The sequence below is a fragment of the Duganella sp. GW821-FHT01E12 genome, assembly GCF_059422325.1.
This window is the reverse complement of record NZ_JBWKWR010000004.1, coordinates 318616-333497: the sequence shown is the minus strand read 5'-3', so window position 1 is coordinate 333497 and position 14882 is coordinate 318616. Positions and strand designations below refer to the sequence as shown.

The following is a 14882-nucleotide window of genomic DNA, read 5'->3' as shown; positions in this document are numbered from 1 at the left end:
GCTTCACGGCGCGGCGGCGTCCCACTCGCCGCGCAACCAGTCGAAGAAAGCCCGCACCGGCGGATGCCGTTCCCGGCCCGGCACGCACAACACGGTGTAGGTGCCGCCGGGGATTTGTATGTCCGGCCGCGCCGCCTTCAACAGCCCCCGCTGCGCCGTGTCGGCGACCAGGATGGAACTGGCCATCACCAGCCCCTGCCCCGCGATCGCCGCCTGGAACGCGTACATTTCCTCCGCATATTCCCTCAGCGCCAGCGTCGGCAGCCAATCCCTGCCTGCGGCGTCGCACCAGGCGCGCCAGCTGTCGCGGTACAGCGTGGACTTGTTCCAGTGGACAGAAATCAGCGACGGCGCCGCATGCGCCATCCACTGCTCCACCCGGCCCGGCGCGCCGTAGACGCCGAATGATTCGACCATGCTGCCCGGACTGTACAGGTCGGGATACGGGCCGCCGCCGTAGCGGATCGCGACGTCGACGCTGGCATCCTGCTGCAGGTCGACGGTTGCGGTCGAGGTGTCCAGCCTGAGGTTGACTTCCGGGTGCCTGGCGTAGAAGCGGTCCAGGCGCGGCACCAGCCACAGCGCGGCGAACGAGGAGGCGGTGGTCACGGTCAGGCGGCCGGCCGCCGGCACCGCGCGCAGGCTGTCGGTCACCTGCGCCAGGTCGGCCAGCGCCGAGTGCAGCGAGTGGAACAGCTTCTCGCCCTTGGGCGTGAGCCGGACGCCGCGCGGCAGGCGGTCGAACAGCGCCACGCCCAGCCACTCCTCCAGCGTGCGCACCTGATGCGACACCGCGCCCGGCGTCACCGCCAACTCCTCGGCGGCGAGCTTGAAGCTCAAGTGGCGCGCCGAGGATTCGAAGGTGCGCAACGCAATAACCGGTAAAGCACGAAACATGGAATGTCCTCGGGTGAATCCAATTCATCTGGCATCAATTCAGCTGGTTTGCCGGACCTGGCGGCGCGGCCCATAGTCGTTGCTCGACAACCCACGAGCATACCGCAAACAAACCATGACCACACTCCTGCACCTCGACTCCAGCGCCCGCCCCGGCAATTCCGCAAACCAGCCGTTCGGCTCGCACACCCGGCGCCTGAGCTCGCACTTCGTCGCCCGCTGGCGCGCCGCGCATCCGGACGCCACCGTGATCTATCGCGATGTGGGCGCCCATCCACCGCGGCATGTGACGGGCGAGTGGATCCATGCGGCCTTCACCAAGCCGGAGCAGCGCCTGCCGTGGATGGACGCGGTGCTGCGAGAAAGCGATCAGCTGATCGATGAGCTCTGCGCGGCCGACCTGGTCGTCGCGGGCGTGCCGATGTATAACTTCAACGTGCCGGCACAGTTCAAGGCCTACATCGACAACATCGTGCGCGTGGGCCGGACCTTCGGCTTTGACCGCAGCCGGGCCGGCGCGCCCTACTGGCCGCTGCTGGACCAGAACCGCACATCGTTCGTCATCCTCAGTTCTCGCGGCGATTACGGTTACGGCGAGGGCCAGCGCATCGCCCACATGAACCACGTCGAACCGTCCATCACCACGGCGCTGGGCTATATCGGCATCACCGACGTGCACGGCGTGGCCGTCGAATTCGACGAGTTCGGCGACGCCCGCTTGCAGGAGTCGATTGTGGCGGCGGAGTCACACGTCGAGCGCCTGGTCGCGCTGTTGGGTGCGCAACTGCGCCAGGCAGCAGATTCATGACACGTGGTCGGTTTGCCATGTTAACCTATGGCATCGTCAATTTGTCCATCGGCCTACATGAAGCACGTCCCTGTCCCGCACGTTTCCCTGATCACCGTCATCGAGGTAGTCGCGATTCTGGTGGGCGCGTTTTCCGGCTTCGTTGAAGCGCGGCGCAAGCGCATGGACGTGGTGGGCGTGTTCACGGTGGCCTTCATCACCGCGTTCGGCGGCGGCACGCTGCGCGACATCCTGCTCGACCGGCGGCCGCTGTTCTGGGTGCTGCACCAGGAATACGCGATCCTGATCTTCATCCTGGCGCTGGTGGCCGCGCCGCTGATGCGCACGCTGCGCCAGATCCTGTCGGAACGCCTGATCGTGATCGCCGACGCCATCGGCCTGGGCCTGTTCGCCGTGGCCGGCGTGTCGCAGGCGCAGGCCGCGCACATGCCGCTGTTCATCGCCTCGATGATGGGCGTGATCACCGGCATCTTCGGCGGCGTGCTGCGCGACATCGTCTGCAACGAGGTGCCGATGGTCTTCCGCGACGGCAAACCCTACGCCATCTGCGCCTTCTTCGGCTGCTGGATGTACATCGGCCTGCAATACACCGACGTCTCCGACGACTTCGCGCTGTGGGCCAGCGCGGCCTGCATCACGCTGCTGCGGCTGGTCACCTGGAAGTTCGAACTGCACCTCCACTACCACAAGAACTGATGAAAATTACCCCCTCCGTCCTGGCGGCCCTGTTATCGGGCGCGATCGTCGCGCAGGCGGCCGCGGCGCCGGTCGCGGTGGAGGTGCGCGGCAGCCAGCTGCTGGGCCCCGACCAGCAGGATATGGGCGAGGCGGACTGGCTTGCCCGCCTCAACAACTGGAAGCGCGATCCCAACGGCAAGCACGCGGAATGGCTGGCCGCCATGCGCGCCTGGCGCAGCGATCGGCTGGCCGCCATCGGCTACGACGACGCGCAGTACCGCCGCCCAGAGCTGCGCTGGACCCAGCGCAATTTCGTGCAGCCGCAGGCGATGGTGGAGGACCGCTACCTGTACGACCCCGTCGCCGGACGCTACACCGTCGACCGCTATCTGCAAGACCTGGAGCGGCGCTACGGCGGCATCGACAGCGTCCTGTTGTGGCCGGTCTATCCCAACCTCGGCATCGACAACCGCAACCAGTGGGACATGGTGCGCGACCTGCCCGGCGGCATCGCCGGCGTGCGGCAGCTGATCGCGGACTTCCACGCGCGCGGCGTGAAGGTCTTCTTCCCGACCATGCCGTGGGATACCGGCTCGCGCGACATCGGCACGACCATGCCTCAGGCGACGGCGGCGCTGATGGCGGAGATCGGCGCGGACGGCATCAACGGCGACACCATGGACGGCCTGCCGCTGGCCTACCGCGCCGCCGCCGACGCCACCGGCCATCCGGTCGCGCTGGAGCCGGAGCTCGCGTTCAAGGACGACGCCATGCTGGCCTACAACCAGCACAGCTGGGGCTATTGGCCGAACTCGCTGGTGCCGCTGGTCAGCAAGTGGAAGTGGATGGAGCCGCGCCACATGGTCCACGTGTGCGACCGCTGGGCCACCGACCGCAGCAATATCCTGCAGGACGCCTTCTTCAACGGCGTCGGCATCGAAAGCTGGGAGAACGTCTGGGGTTGGTGGAACCAGTTCACCGCGCGCGACGGCGAGGCCATGCGCCGCATCGCCACCATCTACCGCGCCTTTCCCGATCATCTGGTCAGCGCCGGCTGGGTGCCGCATGTGCCGACGCTGCACTACGGCGTCTACGCCAGCGAGTTCCCGCTGCCGGGGAGCACGCTGTGGACGGTCATCAACCGCACCGACTGGAGCGTGGACGAGCGCATCATGCGCGTTGCGCACCAGCCGGGACAGCGCTACTTCGATCTCTGGAACGGCAGGGAAATCGCGCCGCAGGTGCGCGCCGGTTATGCGGAGCTGAGCATGCCGCTGGAAGCGCACGGCTACGGCGCCGTGCTGCGCGTCGAGCGCGATGCCCACGTCGCCGGCCTGGACCCGGCCCTGAAACGCCTGGCGCGGCAGGCGGCCCGGCCCTTGCTGTCGTACTCCGGCCAGTGGCAGCCTCTGCCGCAGAAAATGACGCCGGTAGAAGCCACCCGGCCCGCCGCAGGCCAGCCCGACGGCATGGTCAGGATACCGGGGACGGTGTTCGATTTCCAGGTGCACGGCGTCGAAATCGAAGGCGAAAACAAGCCGGGACTGGACGTGCAATATCCGTGGGAGCCCAGCGCCAGGCGCGGCCACGTGCACAGCCTGGCGATCAAGCCGTTCTACATGGACAAGTACCCGGTCACCAACGCCCAGTTCAAGGCCTTCGTCAGCGCCACGGCCTACCACCCGCAGGACGAGCACAATTTCCTGAAACACTGGGTCGATGGCAGCCCGAAAGCCGGCGATGAAAACCGGCCGGTGACCTGGGTGGCGCTGGAGGATGCCCGCGCCTACCTGCGCTGGGCCGGCAAGCGCCTGCCGAACGAATGGGAATGGCAGTACGCCGCGCAAGGCGGCGACGGCCGCCTTTACCCCTGGGGCAACGAGTGGAACGCGGCCATAGTTCCCGCGCCGGCCAAGGGACGCGAACTGCCGGCGCCGGAGCCGGTCGGCCAGCACCCGCAGGGCGCCAGCCCGTTCGGCATCGAGGACATGGTCGGCCACGTCTGGCAATGGACCAACGAGTTCGCCGACGAACATAGCCGCGCGGCCATCCTGCGCGGTGGCAGCTATTATCAGCCGCAGGACTCGTACTGGTACTTCCCGCAAGCCTACAAGCTGAACGAACACGGCAAATACCTGCTGATGGCGCCGTCGAAGGACCGCTCCGGCGGTGTCGGATTCCGGGGCGTAAAAGATGCAAGCGAAAATTAATCAAGCCACTATCAGGAGCGACATGAAACGAAGCATCAAGCTGGTTCTTCCCCTCGCGGTACTTGTCAGTTCGTTTGCGCAAGCAGATCCGGTCGGCGACGCGGAGCGCCGCCTGGCCGCCGGCGATGTCAACGGCGCCTTGCTGGTGCTGGAGTATGCCTCCGCCGCGGGCGACGTCGCGGCGAAGGGCAAGTTCGCCGAGTATCTGCGCGGCTTGCCGCCGCCTCACCGGAATGCCGAACGCGGCTGCATCCTGGCGCGCGAGGCCGCCGAAGCACACGACCCATTGGGCATGCTGATCCGGGCCGAATGCCTGATCGGCGGCGGCGAAAAGGCCGACGAGCCGATGCCGCTGGCGCGCCAACTCGCGCGCCAGGCGCAGGCCAAGGGTTCGCCGGCTGCCGGTTTTGTGCTGTACGAAGTCTTCGTGCTCGATCCCAAGTACAGCTACTCGCCCGGCGGCAAGGTGGACATGGGCAGGTACAACGCCCTGGCGGCCACACCCATCGGGCAGCGCGGCGAGCAGATCGAGGCATTGAACGGGCTGTCCTCCGCCGTCGGCGCCGGACATGTGGGCGCGGTGGCGGCCACGCTGGGCTATCTCACCAGCACGGTGGCGCCGGGCAATCTGGACCGGATGATCGGCATCGCGGCCGGCATGCAGCAGGCGAAGATGGCGATGCCGCCGGTGCTGGCAAACGATGTGCAACTGGCGCGGCAGATCAGGCAACTGGGCACGTCGCGGGCGTCGGTCTCGACCTTCAAGAACGCCTATGGCTCGGCCATGATGGCGGCCGCCACGCAAATTCGCGGAGTCAAGAACGATGGCTGCGACGCCAAAGACATCAAGATCGTCCGCGTCGACGGCGGCGAGCCGATTGCCAACGCGGTTTATCTTCCGCTCAACAAGCCGCTGGAGAACAGCTACCTGGTCCAAGGCACGTGGACCGAATCCTGGACCTTTGCCGGTTGCGACAAGACCGTCGCCGTGAAGGTGCAGTTCACCGCCGACGGCTGGGGTGGCGCGTTCTATACGTCCAGCCCGGTCAAGCTTCCCTAGACTATTTGTTCAAAGGGTATCGTATGAGCACCATCAGCGCGACAACGACTTCTTCTACACCTTCCATTCGGAAATAAGACAGACCGCTAACAAAAAATGCCGCTCATGCGGCATTTTTTATGACGGGGCGCGGACGCGCTTAGACGGCTTCGGCGCCGGTCTCGCCGGTGCGGATGCGGATCACCTGCTCGACGTTCTGCACGAAGATCTTGCCGTCGCCGATCTTGCCGGTGCGGGCGGCCTTGATGATGGCGTCCACCACCTGCTCGGCCACGCCGTCGTCGACCACGACTTCGACCTTCACTTTCGGCAGGAAATCCACCACATATTCGGCGCCACGATACAGTTCGGTATGGCCCTTCTGGCGGCCGAAGCCCTTGACTTCGGTCACCGTCAGGCCGGTGACGTTGACTTCAGCCAGCGCTTCGCGCACTTCATCCAGTTTGAACGGCTTGATCACAGCGGTAATCTGTTTCATGACTTCTCCTTATTTTGTTTAACTCGAAAATCTGTAGCCGGGCGAGCCGCGAGCGATTACTTTGTATTGTAATCGACACGCGCCTACTGTCCATCAACGTATGCGAATACCTGTCAATTCCCCGCTTCTTGCACCGGAATGGAGCGCAATTCCTCCAGCCATACAACGCTTTGCGCGTCGCTCGGCGCGCGCCAGTCGCCGCGCGGCGACAGCGAACCGCCGCTGCCCACTTTCGGTGCGTTCGGCACGCAGCTGCGCTTGAACTGGCTGGTGCGGAAGAAGCGGTCCAGGAAGATGCCCAGGTTCTGCTTGATCGCGCCCAGTCCGTACTGGTTGCGCGTGACGTGGTCGCCGTCCGGCCAGCGGCCCTTTTCCTTGTCCTGCCACGCGGTCAGCGCCAGGAAGGCGACCTTGGACGGACGGAAACCGAAGCGCAGCACGTAGTACAGGTTGAAGTCCTGCAGCTCGTAGGGGCCGATGGTGCTTTCGGTGCGCTGCTCCGGCTGGCCGTCCGCCGTGCCCGGCACCAGCTCGGGGCTGATCTCGGTGGCCAGGATGTCGAGCAGCACCTGCGCGTCGTTGCGGCCGATCACGCCGGACTCGGCCACCCAGCGCACCAGGTGCGAGATCAGCGTCTTCGGCACGCTGGCGTTGACGTTGTAGTGCGACATGTGGTCGCCCACGCCGTAGGTGCACCAGCCCAGCGCCAGCTCGCTCAGGTCGCCCGTGCCGCAGACGATGGCGTGGTGGTGGTTGGCCAGGCGGAACAGGTGGTTGGTGCGCTCGCCGGCCTGCACGTTCTCGAACGTGATGTCGTACTGCGCCTGCCCCTCCGAATACGGATGGTTCAAGTCCTTCAGCATCTGGATGCAGCTCGGGCGGATGTCGATCTCCTGCGCCGAGCAGCCGACCAGCTTCATCAGCGCGTGCGCCTGCTTGAGCGTGCGCTCGCTGGTGGCGAAGCCGGGCATGGTGTAGGCCAGGATGTTGGTGCGCGGCAGGTTCAGCTTGTCCATCACGCGCGCGCACACCAGCAGCGCGTGGGTCGAGTCGAGGCCGCCGGAAATGCCGATGACGATCTTCTTGGTGTTGCTGGAGGTCAGGCGCTGCGCCAGCGCCTGCACCTGGATGTGGTAGACCTCGTTGCAGCGCTCGTCGCGACGGCGGGCGTCGGCCGGCACGTAGGGGAAGCGTTCGACGCAGCGCTTCAGCGCCAGCGGTTCTTCGCGGCCGATCTCCAGCTCGAAGAACACGGTGCGGAACTTGTTCACCTCGGCCGCGTGGCGCTGCACCGATTGCGCGAAGGTGTTCATGCGCATGCGCTCGCGCGACAGGCGCTCCAGGTCGATGTCGGCGAAGGTCAGCGTGGCCTCGTCGCTGAAGCGTTTGGATTCGGCCAGCAGCTCGCCGTTCTCGCAGATCACGCCCTGCCCGTCCCAGGCCAGGTCGGTGGTCGATTCGCCGCTGCCGGCCGAGGTGTACAGGTAGGCCGAGATGCAGCGCGCCGATTGCTGCGACACCAGCTGGTTGCGGTAGCCGGCCTTGCCCACCAGCGCGTTCGAGGCCGACAGGTTGACCAGCACCGTGGCGCCGGCCAGCGCGGCGAACGACGACGGCGGGATCGGCACCCACACGTCCTCGCAGATCTCGACGTGGAATTTGAACAGCGGCAGGTCGGCCACCTCGAACAGCAGCCCGGAGCCGAACTGCACGCGCTCGCCGAGCAGGTCGATCTCGGTGGCGACCGCGTAGTCGCCGCTGCTGAACTGGCGGGCGTCGTAGAACTCGCCGTAGTTGGGCAGGTAGCTCTTGGGCACCACGCCCTGGATCTGGCCGTTGGCGATCACCACCGCGCAGTTGTACAGCTGATGCTCGACCCGCAGCGGCACGCCGACCACCAGCGCCAGCTTCCATTGCTGCGAGGCGGCGACGATGCTGTCGAGCGCGTCGAGGCAGCCGTCCAGCAGGGCGCGCTGGTGGAACAGGTCGTCGCAGGTGTAGGCCGACAGGCCCAGCTCGGGGAAGGCCACCAGGGCCGCGCCCTGTTCGGCGGCCTGCGCGGCCAGGGCGATGGTCTGGGCGGCGTTGTGGGCGGGATCGGCGATGCGGCACACCGGCGCGGCGATCGCGACGCGGGCGAAATCGTGGGTGTACAGATTCAGGAAATTCGAGGTCATGTGTAGTCTTTCGCGAGCACAAGGGACATGCAAAATCGAATTATCGCACGGGCACAGCCGGGCCGCCGCCAACAAAGCCGCGCCAGATAGGCTAGACTTGCGCCAATATCAAAGGCCGGAGGCAGGCGTGTCAGAAGCAGTCGTGACCATCATCGATACACTGGAGGGCGTGGACCCCGCACAATGGCGGGCGCTGGCCGGCGACAATCCGACGCTGGCCCACAGCTTCCTGCACGCGCTGCACCAGACCGGCTGCGCCTCGCCCGACACCGGCTGGTCGCCGCGCTACCTGGTGCTGCACCGCGACGGCGTGCTGGCCGGCGCCATGCCGCTGTACCTGAAGGATCACAGCCGCGGCGAGTATGTGTTCGACCATGCGTGGGCCGACGCCTTCCACCGCAACGGCATCGAGTACTACCCCAAGCTGCTGTCGGCGGTGCCGTTCACGCCGGTGACCGGCAGCCGCCTGCTGGCCCGCAACCAGGACGACCGCCAGCTGCTGGCGCGCGCCGCGCTGCAGGTGGCGCGCCAGCTGGGCACGTCGTCGCTGCACATCCTGTTCCCCGACGCGCAGGACAAGCAGGCGCTGGCCGAGGCCGGCTACATGCTGCGCGAGGGCGTGCAGTTCCATTGGGAGAATCCCGGTTATGCGGATTTCGAGGCCTTCCTGTCCAGCATGAAGATGGACAAGCGCAAGAAGATCCGCCAGGACCGGCGCCGCGTGCAGGACGCCGGCATCGTCTTCGAGCACCTGGCGGGCGCGCAGATCGGCGCCGGGGTGCTGGAATTTTTCTACCGCTGCTACGTGTCGACCTACCACGCGCACTACTCCAAGCCCTACCTGTCGCTGGCCTTCTTCGAGCGCGTCCTGCGCGAGACGCCGGACAGCATGATGATGGTGCTGGCCAAGCGCGGCGACGCGCCGGTGGCGGCCGCGCTGAACCTGGTGGGCGGCGGCATCATGTACGGGCGCTACTGGGGCACGCAGGAATTCGTCTCCGGCCTGCACTTCGAGACCTGCTACGTGCAATCGATCGATTACTGCATTCGGCACGGCCTGGCCCGCTTTGAAGGCGGTGCGCAGGGCGTGCACAAGATGTCGCGCGGGCTGGTGCCGACGCCGACCTGGTCGGCGCATTGGGTGGCCGACCGGCGTTTTGCCGACGCCATCGCCGACTTCCTGCAGCAGGAAACGGCAGCCATGGACGAATATATCGATGAGCTCGGCGAGCGCACCCCGTTCAAGGCATGCCCGCCATAGCGTCCCTGCCTACGCCGCGTTGCGACGGCGGCGCGCGGCCGCCCCCATCACGGCCAGGCCGGCGAGCAGCATGCCATAGGTCTCCGGCTCGGGAACGGCAGTCACGTTCAGGTCGGTCAAGACCACGCCGCCCACCGCGCCAAGCTGGCCAGGGCAACGGGCAGAATTGCAGGGATCGAACACGATGCGGCCCACGTTCGCCGCGGGAATCGACAACGTGAACCACTGGTTGCTGGCATCGGTGCCGAAGGTCGGCGAATACCAGGTGCCCAGCAGCGCGTTGCTGCCGAATGCGTAGGCCGTGATGCCGAAGGCGTCCGCATCGCCGGCGCCGTCACCGGCACGGATAGAGATGTTGCCGACCGCGTGCGCGAAGGTGAACGTGATATCGCTGTCGCCGCCGGTGCCGGCAAACAGCCCGCCGCCATACGAGCCCGTGTACGTCAGGTTGCCGGCCTCGGAAGTCATGGTCAGGTCGCCGAAGGTCGCATTCTCGTAGCTTTGACCGTCGGTCATGAAGGTGCTGAAATCGTAATTGGCAGCGGCGGCGCCAGCGCTCCAGCCCAAACCAAGGCACAGTCCGGCGGTGGCCAGCAAACGCGTCATCAATGTCGTCATAAGATTCCCCATCAGTTAGTTATAAAAAATACAAATTTGATGGTACGTGATTATGATTTTTGCATCAAGGAATATGTGACGAATTGGCATGAAACAGCAACAAAGAGCCACAAAGTCGGCGACGGCACGGAAACGCCCAAGCGGTTAGAATGATAGCGTTAACTATTATCTTCCCGGGATGAAACCAGTTTGCTCCGCAGCAACTTCAATCAGGCCTATACTTTGGGCCCCTTGGCGGGTTTTATCAGGAACGTGGCAAGCAAAGCATGAATGCAGATTTTATAAGACAGCGTGAGCGGTTCAAGACCGCCACGATGAAGCGGATCGACGTCAGCGATGAATCGTACAGCAACGTCACGGAGCTCTTGGCGCCGATCGCCAAGCCTTTCCACGCGCGCAAGGGAGAGTACCTGCAACGCGCCGGCGTGCCTGCCACCCATGTGCACTGGATCAGCAGCGGCGTGGTGCGCAGCGGCTTTTTTCAACCGCGACGGCATCGAGGTGACGCTGCGTTTCTACCGCGAGGGCGAATCGGCCACCACGCTGACCGACCTGATCAACGGCGAAAGCGGCCAGCCGGCGGTGCAGTTCCTGGTCGCGGAGACGCCCATCCACGGCTTCACGCTGGACTGGAAGCATTCCTGCGCACTGCGCGCGCAGCACGAGGTGATGCAGCACTACCACCTCAACATCGCCATGCACGGCCTGCAGACGCTGGCGCAGCGCGCCTACACCAACGGCGAGACCTCGGCCCACGAACGGCTGGCGGCCTTCCGCGAGGAATATCCGGGGCTGGAGGCGCGCATCTCACAGCGGGCGATCGCGTCCTACCTGGGCATCACGCCGCAATACATGTCGCGCCTGCGGCGCGAGGCCGAGGCGGCCAGCGGCGCGCCGCGCGGATAAAAAAAAGCCCCTTGCGGGGCTTCGTTGTTAGCAGCGCGAATTACGCGATGCCGTTTTCCTTGTTGTACGTGGCGACGCCGCTCAGGATCTCGGCTTTCGCTTCTTCCGGGCCGTACCAGCCGTCGATCTTGACCCATTTGCCTTTTTCCAGGTCTTTGTAGTGCTCGAAGAAGTGCTGGATCTGGCGCAGGCGCAGTTCGTTCAGGTCTTCCGGCTTCTGCCAGTGGCTGTAGATCGACAGCACCTTGTCGACCGGCACGGCCAGGACTTTGGCGTCTTCACCGGCTTCGTCGGTCATCTTCAGCACGCCGACAGGACGGCAGCGCACCACCACGCCCGGGATCAGCGGGAACGGGGTGATGACCAGCACGTCGACCGGGTCGCCGTCGGCGGACAGGGTGTTCGGCACGTAGCCGTAGTTGCATGGGTAGTGCATGGCGGTGCCCATGAAGCGATCGACGAAGATCGCGCCCGATTCCTTGTCGACTTCATACTTGATCGGATCGGCGTTCATCGGGATTTCGATGATGACGTTGAAATCGTTCGGCAGATCGCGGCCGGAAGATACTTTGTTCAAGCTCATGGGGGTTTCCTCGTAAGTGCTGGCAAATGTTTAACCGCATAATTATAGCGAAGTACAGCCCGCTTGTGCGGCGCAGCACCGCAAAACAGTCCCCGGACGCCACGGCTGCCAGTCTTCAGGTTCCTGAGCCGGACTTGCGCCGAGCGTCACTGTCTTGCGCCGCCGGCGCTCTGCCTGGGGCTGCGGCTGATCGCGGCCACGTCTGGCTGGCCGGGAGATGGCGCACCGCGGTCTGGCGCGCCGACGGCGACGCCGGAGGGCGTTCGCCTTCGGCCGGGCGGCCGTTCGCCAGCTCGCCGCCCTCGTGCAAGCGCGCTATCGCGGCTTTTCGCGCCGAGCGGCAGACCTCGGCCAGCAGCCATTCATTGCTGCCGGGGAGGCGCAGCCACACGGCTTTCCATGCGTTGCGGTTGCCGCTGCCGTGCAGGTTCGCAAAGCACGATGGCGACACCGCGCGCCCTTCATTCCGGTACGCGGATCGGGAATTGGAGCTTATACGTGGGCTTGATCTTGGGCGATGTAGGCATGGGGGCTCTCTAAAATCGGTTTTTACTAAGCGCTGCTAACCACTACTAACCTTTACTACACAGCGCTATCCCTTACTAAAAATGCCGTGCCGAATGCTAATCGCTACTAATTTTTCGGCCTGTATTCGTTAGAGGCGATTAGTATTTTTTAGTTCCAAAAATAGCGAGGAGCCGCACGAAATATCGATGGTTAGCATTGGGTAGTAGTGGTTAGCGGGTTTTAGTAAAAGCCGAAAAAATAGACCCCGCCTTGCACATGCCCGAGGTCCGGCCAATAAAAATTCGTCGTGAGAACGGGTTTGCGGAACTGTCAGGTGCGATTCGCGACATGGCCCCATTTGGCCGGTTTCGCGACAATCTTGTTACTCCCCGCTGCGCGGCCACTGGCCTAAAGTTGTCCTGCAGCGCCGATCCGAGGCGCATCCACAGGAGCCAACCATGACCAGTACTGAAACCTTGAACCATGCCGTCGTCACGCCAGCCGAATGGCTGCGGCAACGCCAGAACCTGTTGGCGCGCGAGAAGGAATTGACGCATATGCGCGACCAGGTCGCCCGCGAACGCCGGGCCTTGCCCTGGGTGCGCGTTGAGAAAAACTATGTGTTCGACACGCCGCAAGGCCGACGCACGCTGGGCGACCTGTTCGAAGGCCGGCGCCAGTTGGTGGTGCAGCACTTCATGTTCACGCCCGGCGCCGAACAAGGATGCGGCCACTGCTCCTACATGGCCGACCATACCGACGGCGCCCTCGCCCACCTGGCGCAGCGCGACGTGAGCTTCGTCGCCATCTCGCGCGCGGCGCTGGGCGACATCGAGCGCTTCCGCCATCGCATGGGCTGGCGCTTCCATTGGGTGTCGTCGGGGGAAGGCGATTTCAACTACGACTTCCACGTCAGCTTCCGGCCGGAGGAGCTGGCCAGCGGCGAAGTCGATTACAACTACCAGCGCCAGCCCATCAAAAACCCAGACATGCCCGGCGTCAGCGTGTTCTACAAGGACGACGACGGCGTGGTCTACCACAGCTACTCGACCTACGGGCGCGGCGTGGAGGTGATGATGCACACCTATAATTTCCTCGACCTGACCCCGCTGGGCCGCAACGAAGACGCCCTTCCCTACACCATGGCATGGGTGCGCCACCACGACCGTTACGAGGCCGCGCCCGCCGCCAGCGCGTGCTGTCATGCGGCGGCATGAGCAGGCGTTACGGGCGATGACGCCGATCGCGGCCGGCCACGCCGCCTCGGCCGCCTTGATGACGGCCCTGCACGGCGCCGGCCTGATGCTGGCGCCGGTGCTGGTGCCGCTGTGCGGCAGCGACGGCGCCGTGCGCGAGGTGGCCGTGGCCGGTTCGCAGACGCTGGTGCTGGCGGCGGCCTGCCTGCACGCGGCGGCGATGCTGGCCATGAGCGCCGCCGTCAACGCGCTGCTGAAGCGGTTCTGCGCGGCGTAAAAAAACCCGTCGCAAGGACGGGTTTGTTTTTAGAGGATGGTGGCCAGCGCGCACTGGCGGTAGTGGCTGGCAGCTTCTTCCGGCTGGGCCAGCGCTTCGTGCAGCTGCGCCAGCTTCAGGTGCGACTCGCGCACCATGCGCGGATCGGCCGCGTCGGACAGCGCCTGCTCCAGGTAACGCTGCGCCTTGCCCCACAACTTCTGCTTCAGGCACAGCGAACCCAGCGTCAGCGCCAGTTCGGCGTCGGTCGGACGCGCGTGTATCCAGTTCTCGCAATGCTCGATCTGCATCAGCAAGGCGGCCGAACCGGCCGGCGCGGCCGCTTCGCGGTAGGCCCGCACCACGCGGTCGTCCCAGTCGGCGGCCAGCGATTCCTCCGCCACCAGGCGCGCCTCGTCGTGCAGCCCGCGCGCGTTGAGCGCGGTGGCGGCGCGGCAGGCCACGTAGGGCTTGATGCGGTCGGCGTTCGGCACCGTGGCCCACACCCGCTGCAGCGATTCGGCGTCGTGCGCGCTGTCGGACAGCATGTCGTCGTAGGCCAGCTCGCGCAGGCGCGACGACAGTGCCGGATGCAGCGCGCGGTGCTTGTCCAGCGAACGCACCAGGCGCAGCACTTCCGGCCAGTTCTTGGCCTGCTGCTGGGCCTTGAGCGACCATTGCAGCGCGTGGATGTGGCGGGTGCCGCTGGCGTTGAGCTCCTGCACCGCCGCCAACGCCTGCTCCGGCTGGTGGTCGTCGACCAGCAGTTCGGTCATCGTCATCAGGCGCGCGGTCTTCATCGCGTTGTCGTCGCTCAGCTTGGCCAGCCAGTTGTCGCGGCGGGCGCTCTGGCGCATGCGGTGCGCGGCGCGCGCGCCGATCAGCGACGCCACGCCGGCGTTTTCCGGCAGCTCCGAGGCGCGCATCGCGGCCTTCTCGGCATGGCCGAAGCGGCCTTCGAACAAGGCCTTGAGCGCTTCGCGCAAGCCCTTGTTGCCGTCGCGCTCGCGCTTGCGCTGGCGGTAGGCGGCGACCTTGCCCGGCATCTTGACCGTGGCGCGGAAGGCGCGGATCACCAGGTACAGGAAGGCGAACAGCGCCACTTCCAGCACCACGAAGAAGTTCAGCGACAGGTCGATCCGGTGCGGCGGGTAGAACAGCACCACGTTGCCGGGATTGAAACGCGCCGTCACGGCGATACCGATGGCCGCGGCCATCAAAGCGACTATCCAGAGAAATAAACGCAT

14 protein-coding genes are annotated in these 14882 nt (G+C 65.4%); 8 read left to right on the top strand and 6 right to left on the bottom strand.

Annotation, left to right across the window (positions count from 1 at the left end):
* Positions 1 to 3 precede the first annotated feature (3 nt).
* Entirely contained in the window at positions 4 to 897 is an 894-nt protein-coding gene (locus AC07WS_RS14795; RefSeq protein ID WP_494729815.1) for a LysR substrate-binding domain-containing protein, read from the bottom strand.
* 115 nt (positions 898 to 1012) lie between these two features.
* On the opposite strand from AC07WS_RS14795, the gene AC07WS_RS14790 reads away from it, so the two are divergent.
* Genes AC07WS_RS14790 through AC07WS_RS14775 form a run of 4 tightly spaced genes read left to right on the top strand, consistent with a single transcriptional unit; the run spans position 1013 to position 5653 of the window.
* Entirely contained in the window at positions 1013 to 1705 is a 693-nt protein-coding gene (locus AC07WS_RS14790) for an FMN-dependent NADH-azoreductase (RefSeq protein ID WP_494729814.1), read from the top strand.
* A gap of 57 nt (positions 1706 to 1762) precedes the next feature.
* The gene (locus tag AC07WS_RS14785; protein WP_117009744.1) at positions 1763 to 2401 is read left to right on the top strand and encodes a trimeric intracellular cation channel family protein; all 639 of its coding nucleotides are present in this window, start codon (positions 1763 to 1765) and stop codon (positions 2399 to 2401) included.
* On the top strand, positions 2401 to 4593 hold the full coding sequence (locus AC07WS_RS14780) for a formylglycine-generating enzyme family protein (RefSeq protein ID WP_494729813.1): 2193 nt from the start codon (positions 2401 to 2403) through the stop codon (positions 4591 to 4593). Before AC07WS_RS14785 ends, AC07WS_RS14780 begins: the two co-directional genes overlap by 1 nt.
* Positions 4594 to 4615: 22 nt before the next feature.
* On the top strand, positions 4616 to 5653 hold the full coding sequence (locus AC07WS_RS14775) for a hypothetical protein (protein ID WP_494729812.1): 1038 nt from the start codon (positions 4616 to 4618) through the stop codon (positions 5651 to 5653).
* Positions 5654 to 5792: 139 nt separating this feature from the next.
* On the opposite strand, the gene AC07WS_RS14770 is transcribed toward AC07WS_RS14775, so the two are convergent.
* Both AC07WS_RS14770 and AC07WS_RS14765 read right to left on the bottom strand, forming a co-directional pair.
* On the bottom strand, positions 5793 to 6131 hold the full coding sequence (locus AC07WS_RS14770) for a P-II family nitrogen regulator (protein ID WP_020705920.1): 339 nt from the start codon (positions 6129 to 6131) through the stop codon (positions 5793 to 5795).
* 113 nt (positions 6132 to 6244) lie between these two features.
* Complete coding sequence (locus AC07WS_RS14765) at positions 6245 to 8308, bottom strand: NAD(+) synthase (RefSeq protein ID WP_494729811.1); 2064 nt, start codon at positions 8306 to 8308, stop codon at positions 6245 to 6247.
* 127 nt (positions 8309 to 8435) lie between these two features.
* On the opposite strand from AC07WS_RS14765, the gene AC07WS_RS14760 reads away from it, so the two are divergent.
* On the top strand, positions 8436 to 9569 hold the full coding sequence (locus AC07WS_RS14760) for a GNAT family N-acetyltransferase (RefSeq protein ID WP_494729810.1): 1134 nt from the start codon (positions 8436 to 8438) through the stop codon (positions 9567 to 9569).
* Between the two features lie 9 nt (positions 9570 to 9578).
* Here AC07WS_RS14760 and AC07WS_RS14755 read toward each other — a convergent pair whose 3' ends face one another.
* Positions 9579 to 10187: a PEP-CTERM sorting domain-containing protein gene (locus tag AC07WS_RS14755; protein ID WP_494729809.1), complete on the bottom strand. Its 609-nt coding sequence runs from the start codon at positions 10185 to 10187 to the stop codon at positions 9579 to 9581.
* A gap of 438 nt (positions 10188 to 10625) precedes the next feature.
* Here AC07WS_RS14755 and AC07WS_RS14750 point away from each other — a divergent pair, with 438 nt between their 5' ends.
* The gene (locus AC07WS_RS14750) at positions 10626 to 11093 is read left to right on the top strand and encodes a Crp/Fnr family transcriptional regulator (protein WP_494729808.1); all 468 of its coding nucleotides are present in this window, start codon (positions 10626 to 10628) and stop codon (positions 11091 to 11093) included.
* 40 nt (positions 11094 to 11133) lie between these two features.
* On the opposite strand, the gene ppa is transcribed toward AC07WS_RS14750, so the two are convergent.
* The gene (gene ppa / locus AC07WS_RS14745) at positions 11134 to 11676 is read right to left on the bottom strand and encodes an inorganic diphosphatase (protein ID WP_494729807.1); all 543 of its coding nucleotides are present in this window, start codon (positions 11674 to 11676) and stop codon (positions 11134 to 11136) included.
* 965 nt (positions 11677 to 12641) lie between these two features.
* On the opposite strand from ppa, the gene AC07WS_RS14740 reads away from it, so the two are divergent.
* Complete coding sequence (locus AC07WS_RS14740) at positions 12642 to 13400, top strand: DUF899 domain-containing protein (protein WP_494729806.1); 759 nt, start codon at positions 12642 to 12644, stop codon at positions 13398 to 13400.
* 16 nt (positions 13401 to 13416) lie between these two features.
* Positions 13417 to 13656: a hypothetical protein gene (locus tag AC07WS_RS14735; protein ID WP_494729805.1), complete on the top strand. Its 240-nt coding sequence runs from the start codon at positions 13417 to 13419 to the stop codon at positions 13654 to 13656.
* Positions 13657 to 13685: 29 nt separating this feature from the next.
* On the opposite strand, the gene AC07WS_RS14730 is transcribed toward AC07WS_RS14735, so the two are convergent.
* A complete protein-coding gene (locus AC07WS_RS14730; RefSeq protein WP_494729804.1) occupies positions 13686 to 14882 on the bottom strand; it encodes a heme biosynthesis protein HemY in 1197 nt (398 codons plus the stop codon).

Excerpts from the sequence above, each read along its gene's own strand:
- AC07WS_RS14795 (WP_494729815.1), bottom strand. The coding sequence starts at position 897 with ATGTTTCGTGCTTTACCGGTTATTGCGTTGCGCACCTTCGAATCCTCG.
- AC07WS_RS14790 (WP_494729814.1), top strand. The coding sequence starts at position 1,013 with ATGACCACACTCCTGCACCTCGACTCCAGCGCCCGCCCCGGCAATTCC.
- AC07WS_RS14785 (WP_117009744.1), top strand. The coding sequence starts at position 1,763 with ATGAAGCACGTCCCTGTCCCGCACGTTTCCCTGATCACCGTCATCGAG.
- AC07WS_RS14780 (WP_494729813.1), top strand. The coding sequence starts at position 2,401 with ATGAAAATTACCCCCTCCGTCCTGGCGGCCCTGTTATCGGGCGCGATC.
- AC07WS_RS14775 (WP_494729812.1), top strand. The coding sequence starts at position 4,616 with ATGAAACGAAGCATCAAGCTGGTTCTTCCCCTCGCGGTACTTGTCAGT.
- AC07WS_RS14770 (WP_020705920.1), bottom strand. The coding sequence starts at position 6,131 with ATGAAACAGATTACCGCTGTGATCAAGCCGTTCAAACTGGATGAAGTG.
- AC07WS_RS14765 (WP_494729811.1), bottom strand. The coding sequence starts at position 8,308 with ATGACCTCGAATTTCCTGAATCTGTACACCCACGATTTCGCCCGCGTC.
- AC07WS_RS14755 (WP_494729809.1), bottom strand. The coding sequence starts at position 10,187 with ATGACGACATTGATGACGCGTTTGCTGGCCACCGCCGGACTGTGCCTT.
- AC07WS_RS14750 (WP_494729808.1), top strand. The coding sequence starts at position 10,626 with ATGTGCACTGGATCAGCAGCGGCGTGGTGCGCAGCGGCTTTTTTCAAC.
- ppa (WP_494729807.1), bottom strand. The coding sequence starts at position 11,676 with ATGAGCTTGAACAAAGTATCTTCCGGCCGCGATCTGCCGAACGATTTC.
- AC07WS_RS14740 (WP_494729806.1), top strand. The coding sequence starts at position 12,642 with ATGACCAGTACTGAAACCTTGAACCATGCCGTCGTCACGCCAGCCGAA.
- AC07WS_RS14735 (WP_494729805.1), top strand. The coding sequence starts at position 13,417 with ATGACGCCGATCGCGGCCGGCCACGCCGCCTCGGCCGCCTTGATGACG.
- AC07WS_RS14730 (WP_494729804.1), bottom strand. The coding sequence starts at position 14,882 with ATGCGTTTATTTCTCTGGATAGTCGCTTTGATGGCCGCGGCCATCGGT.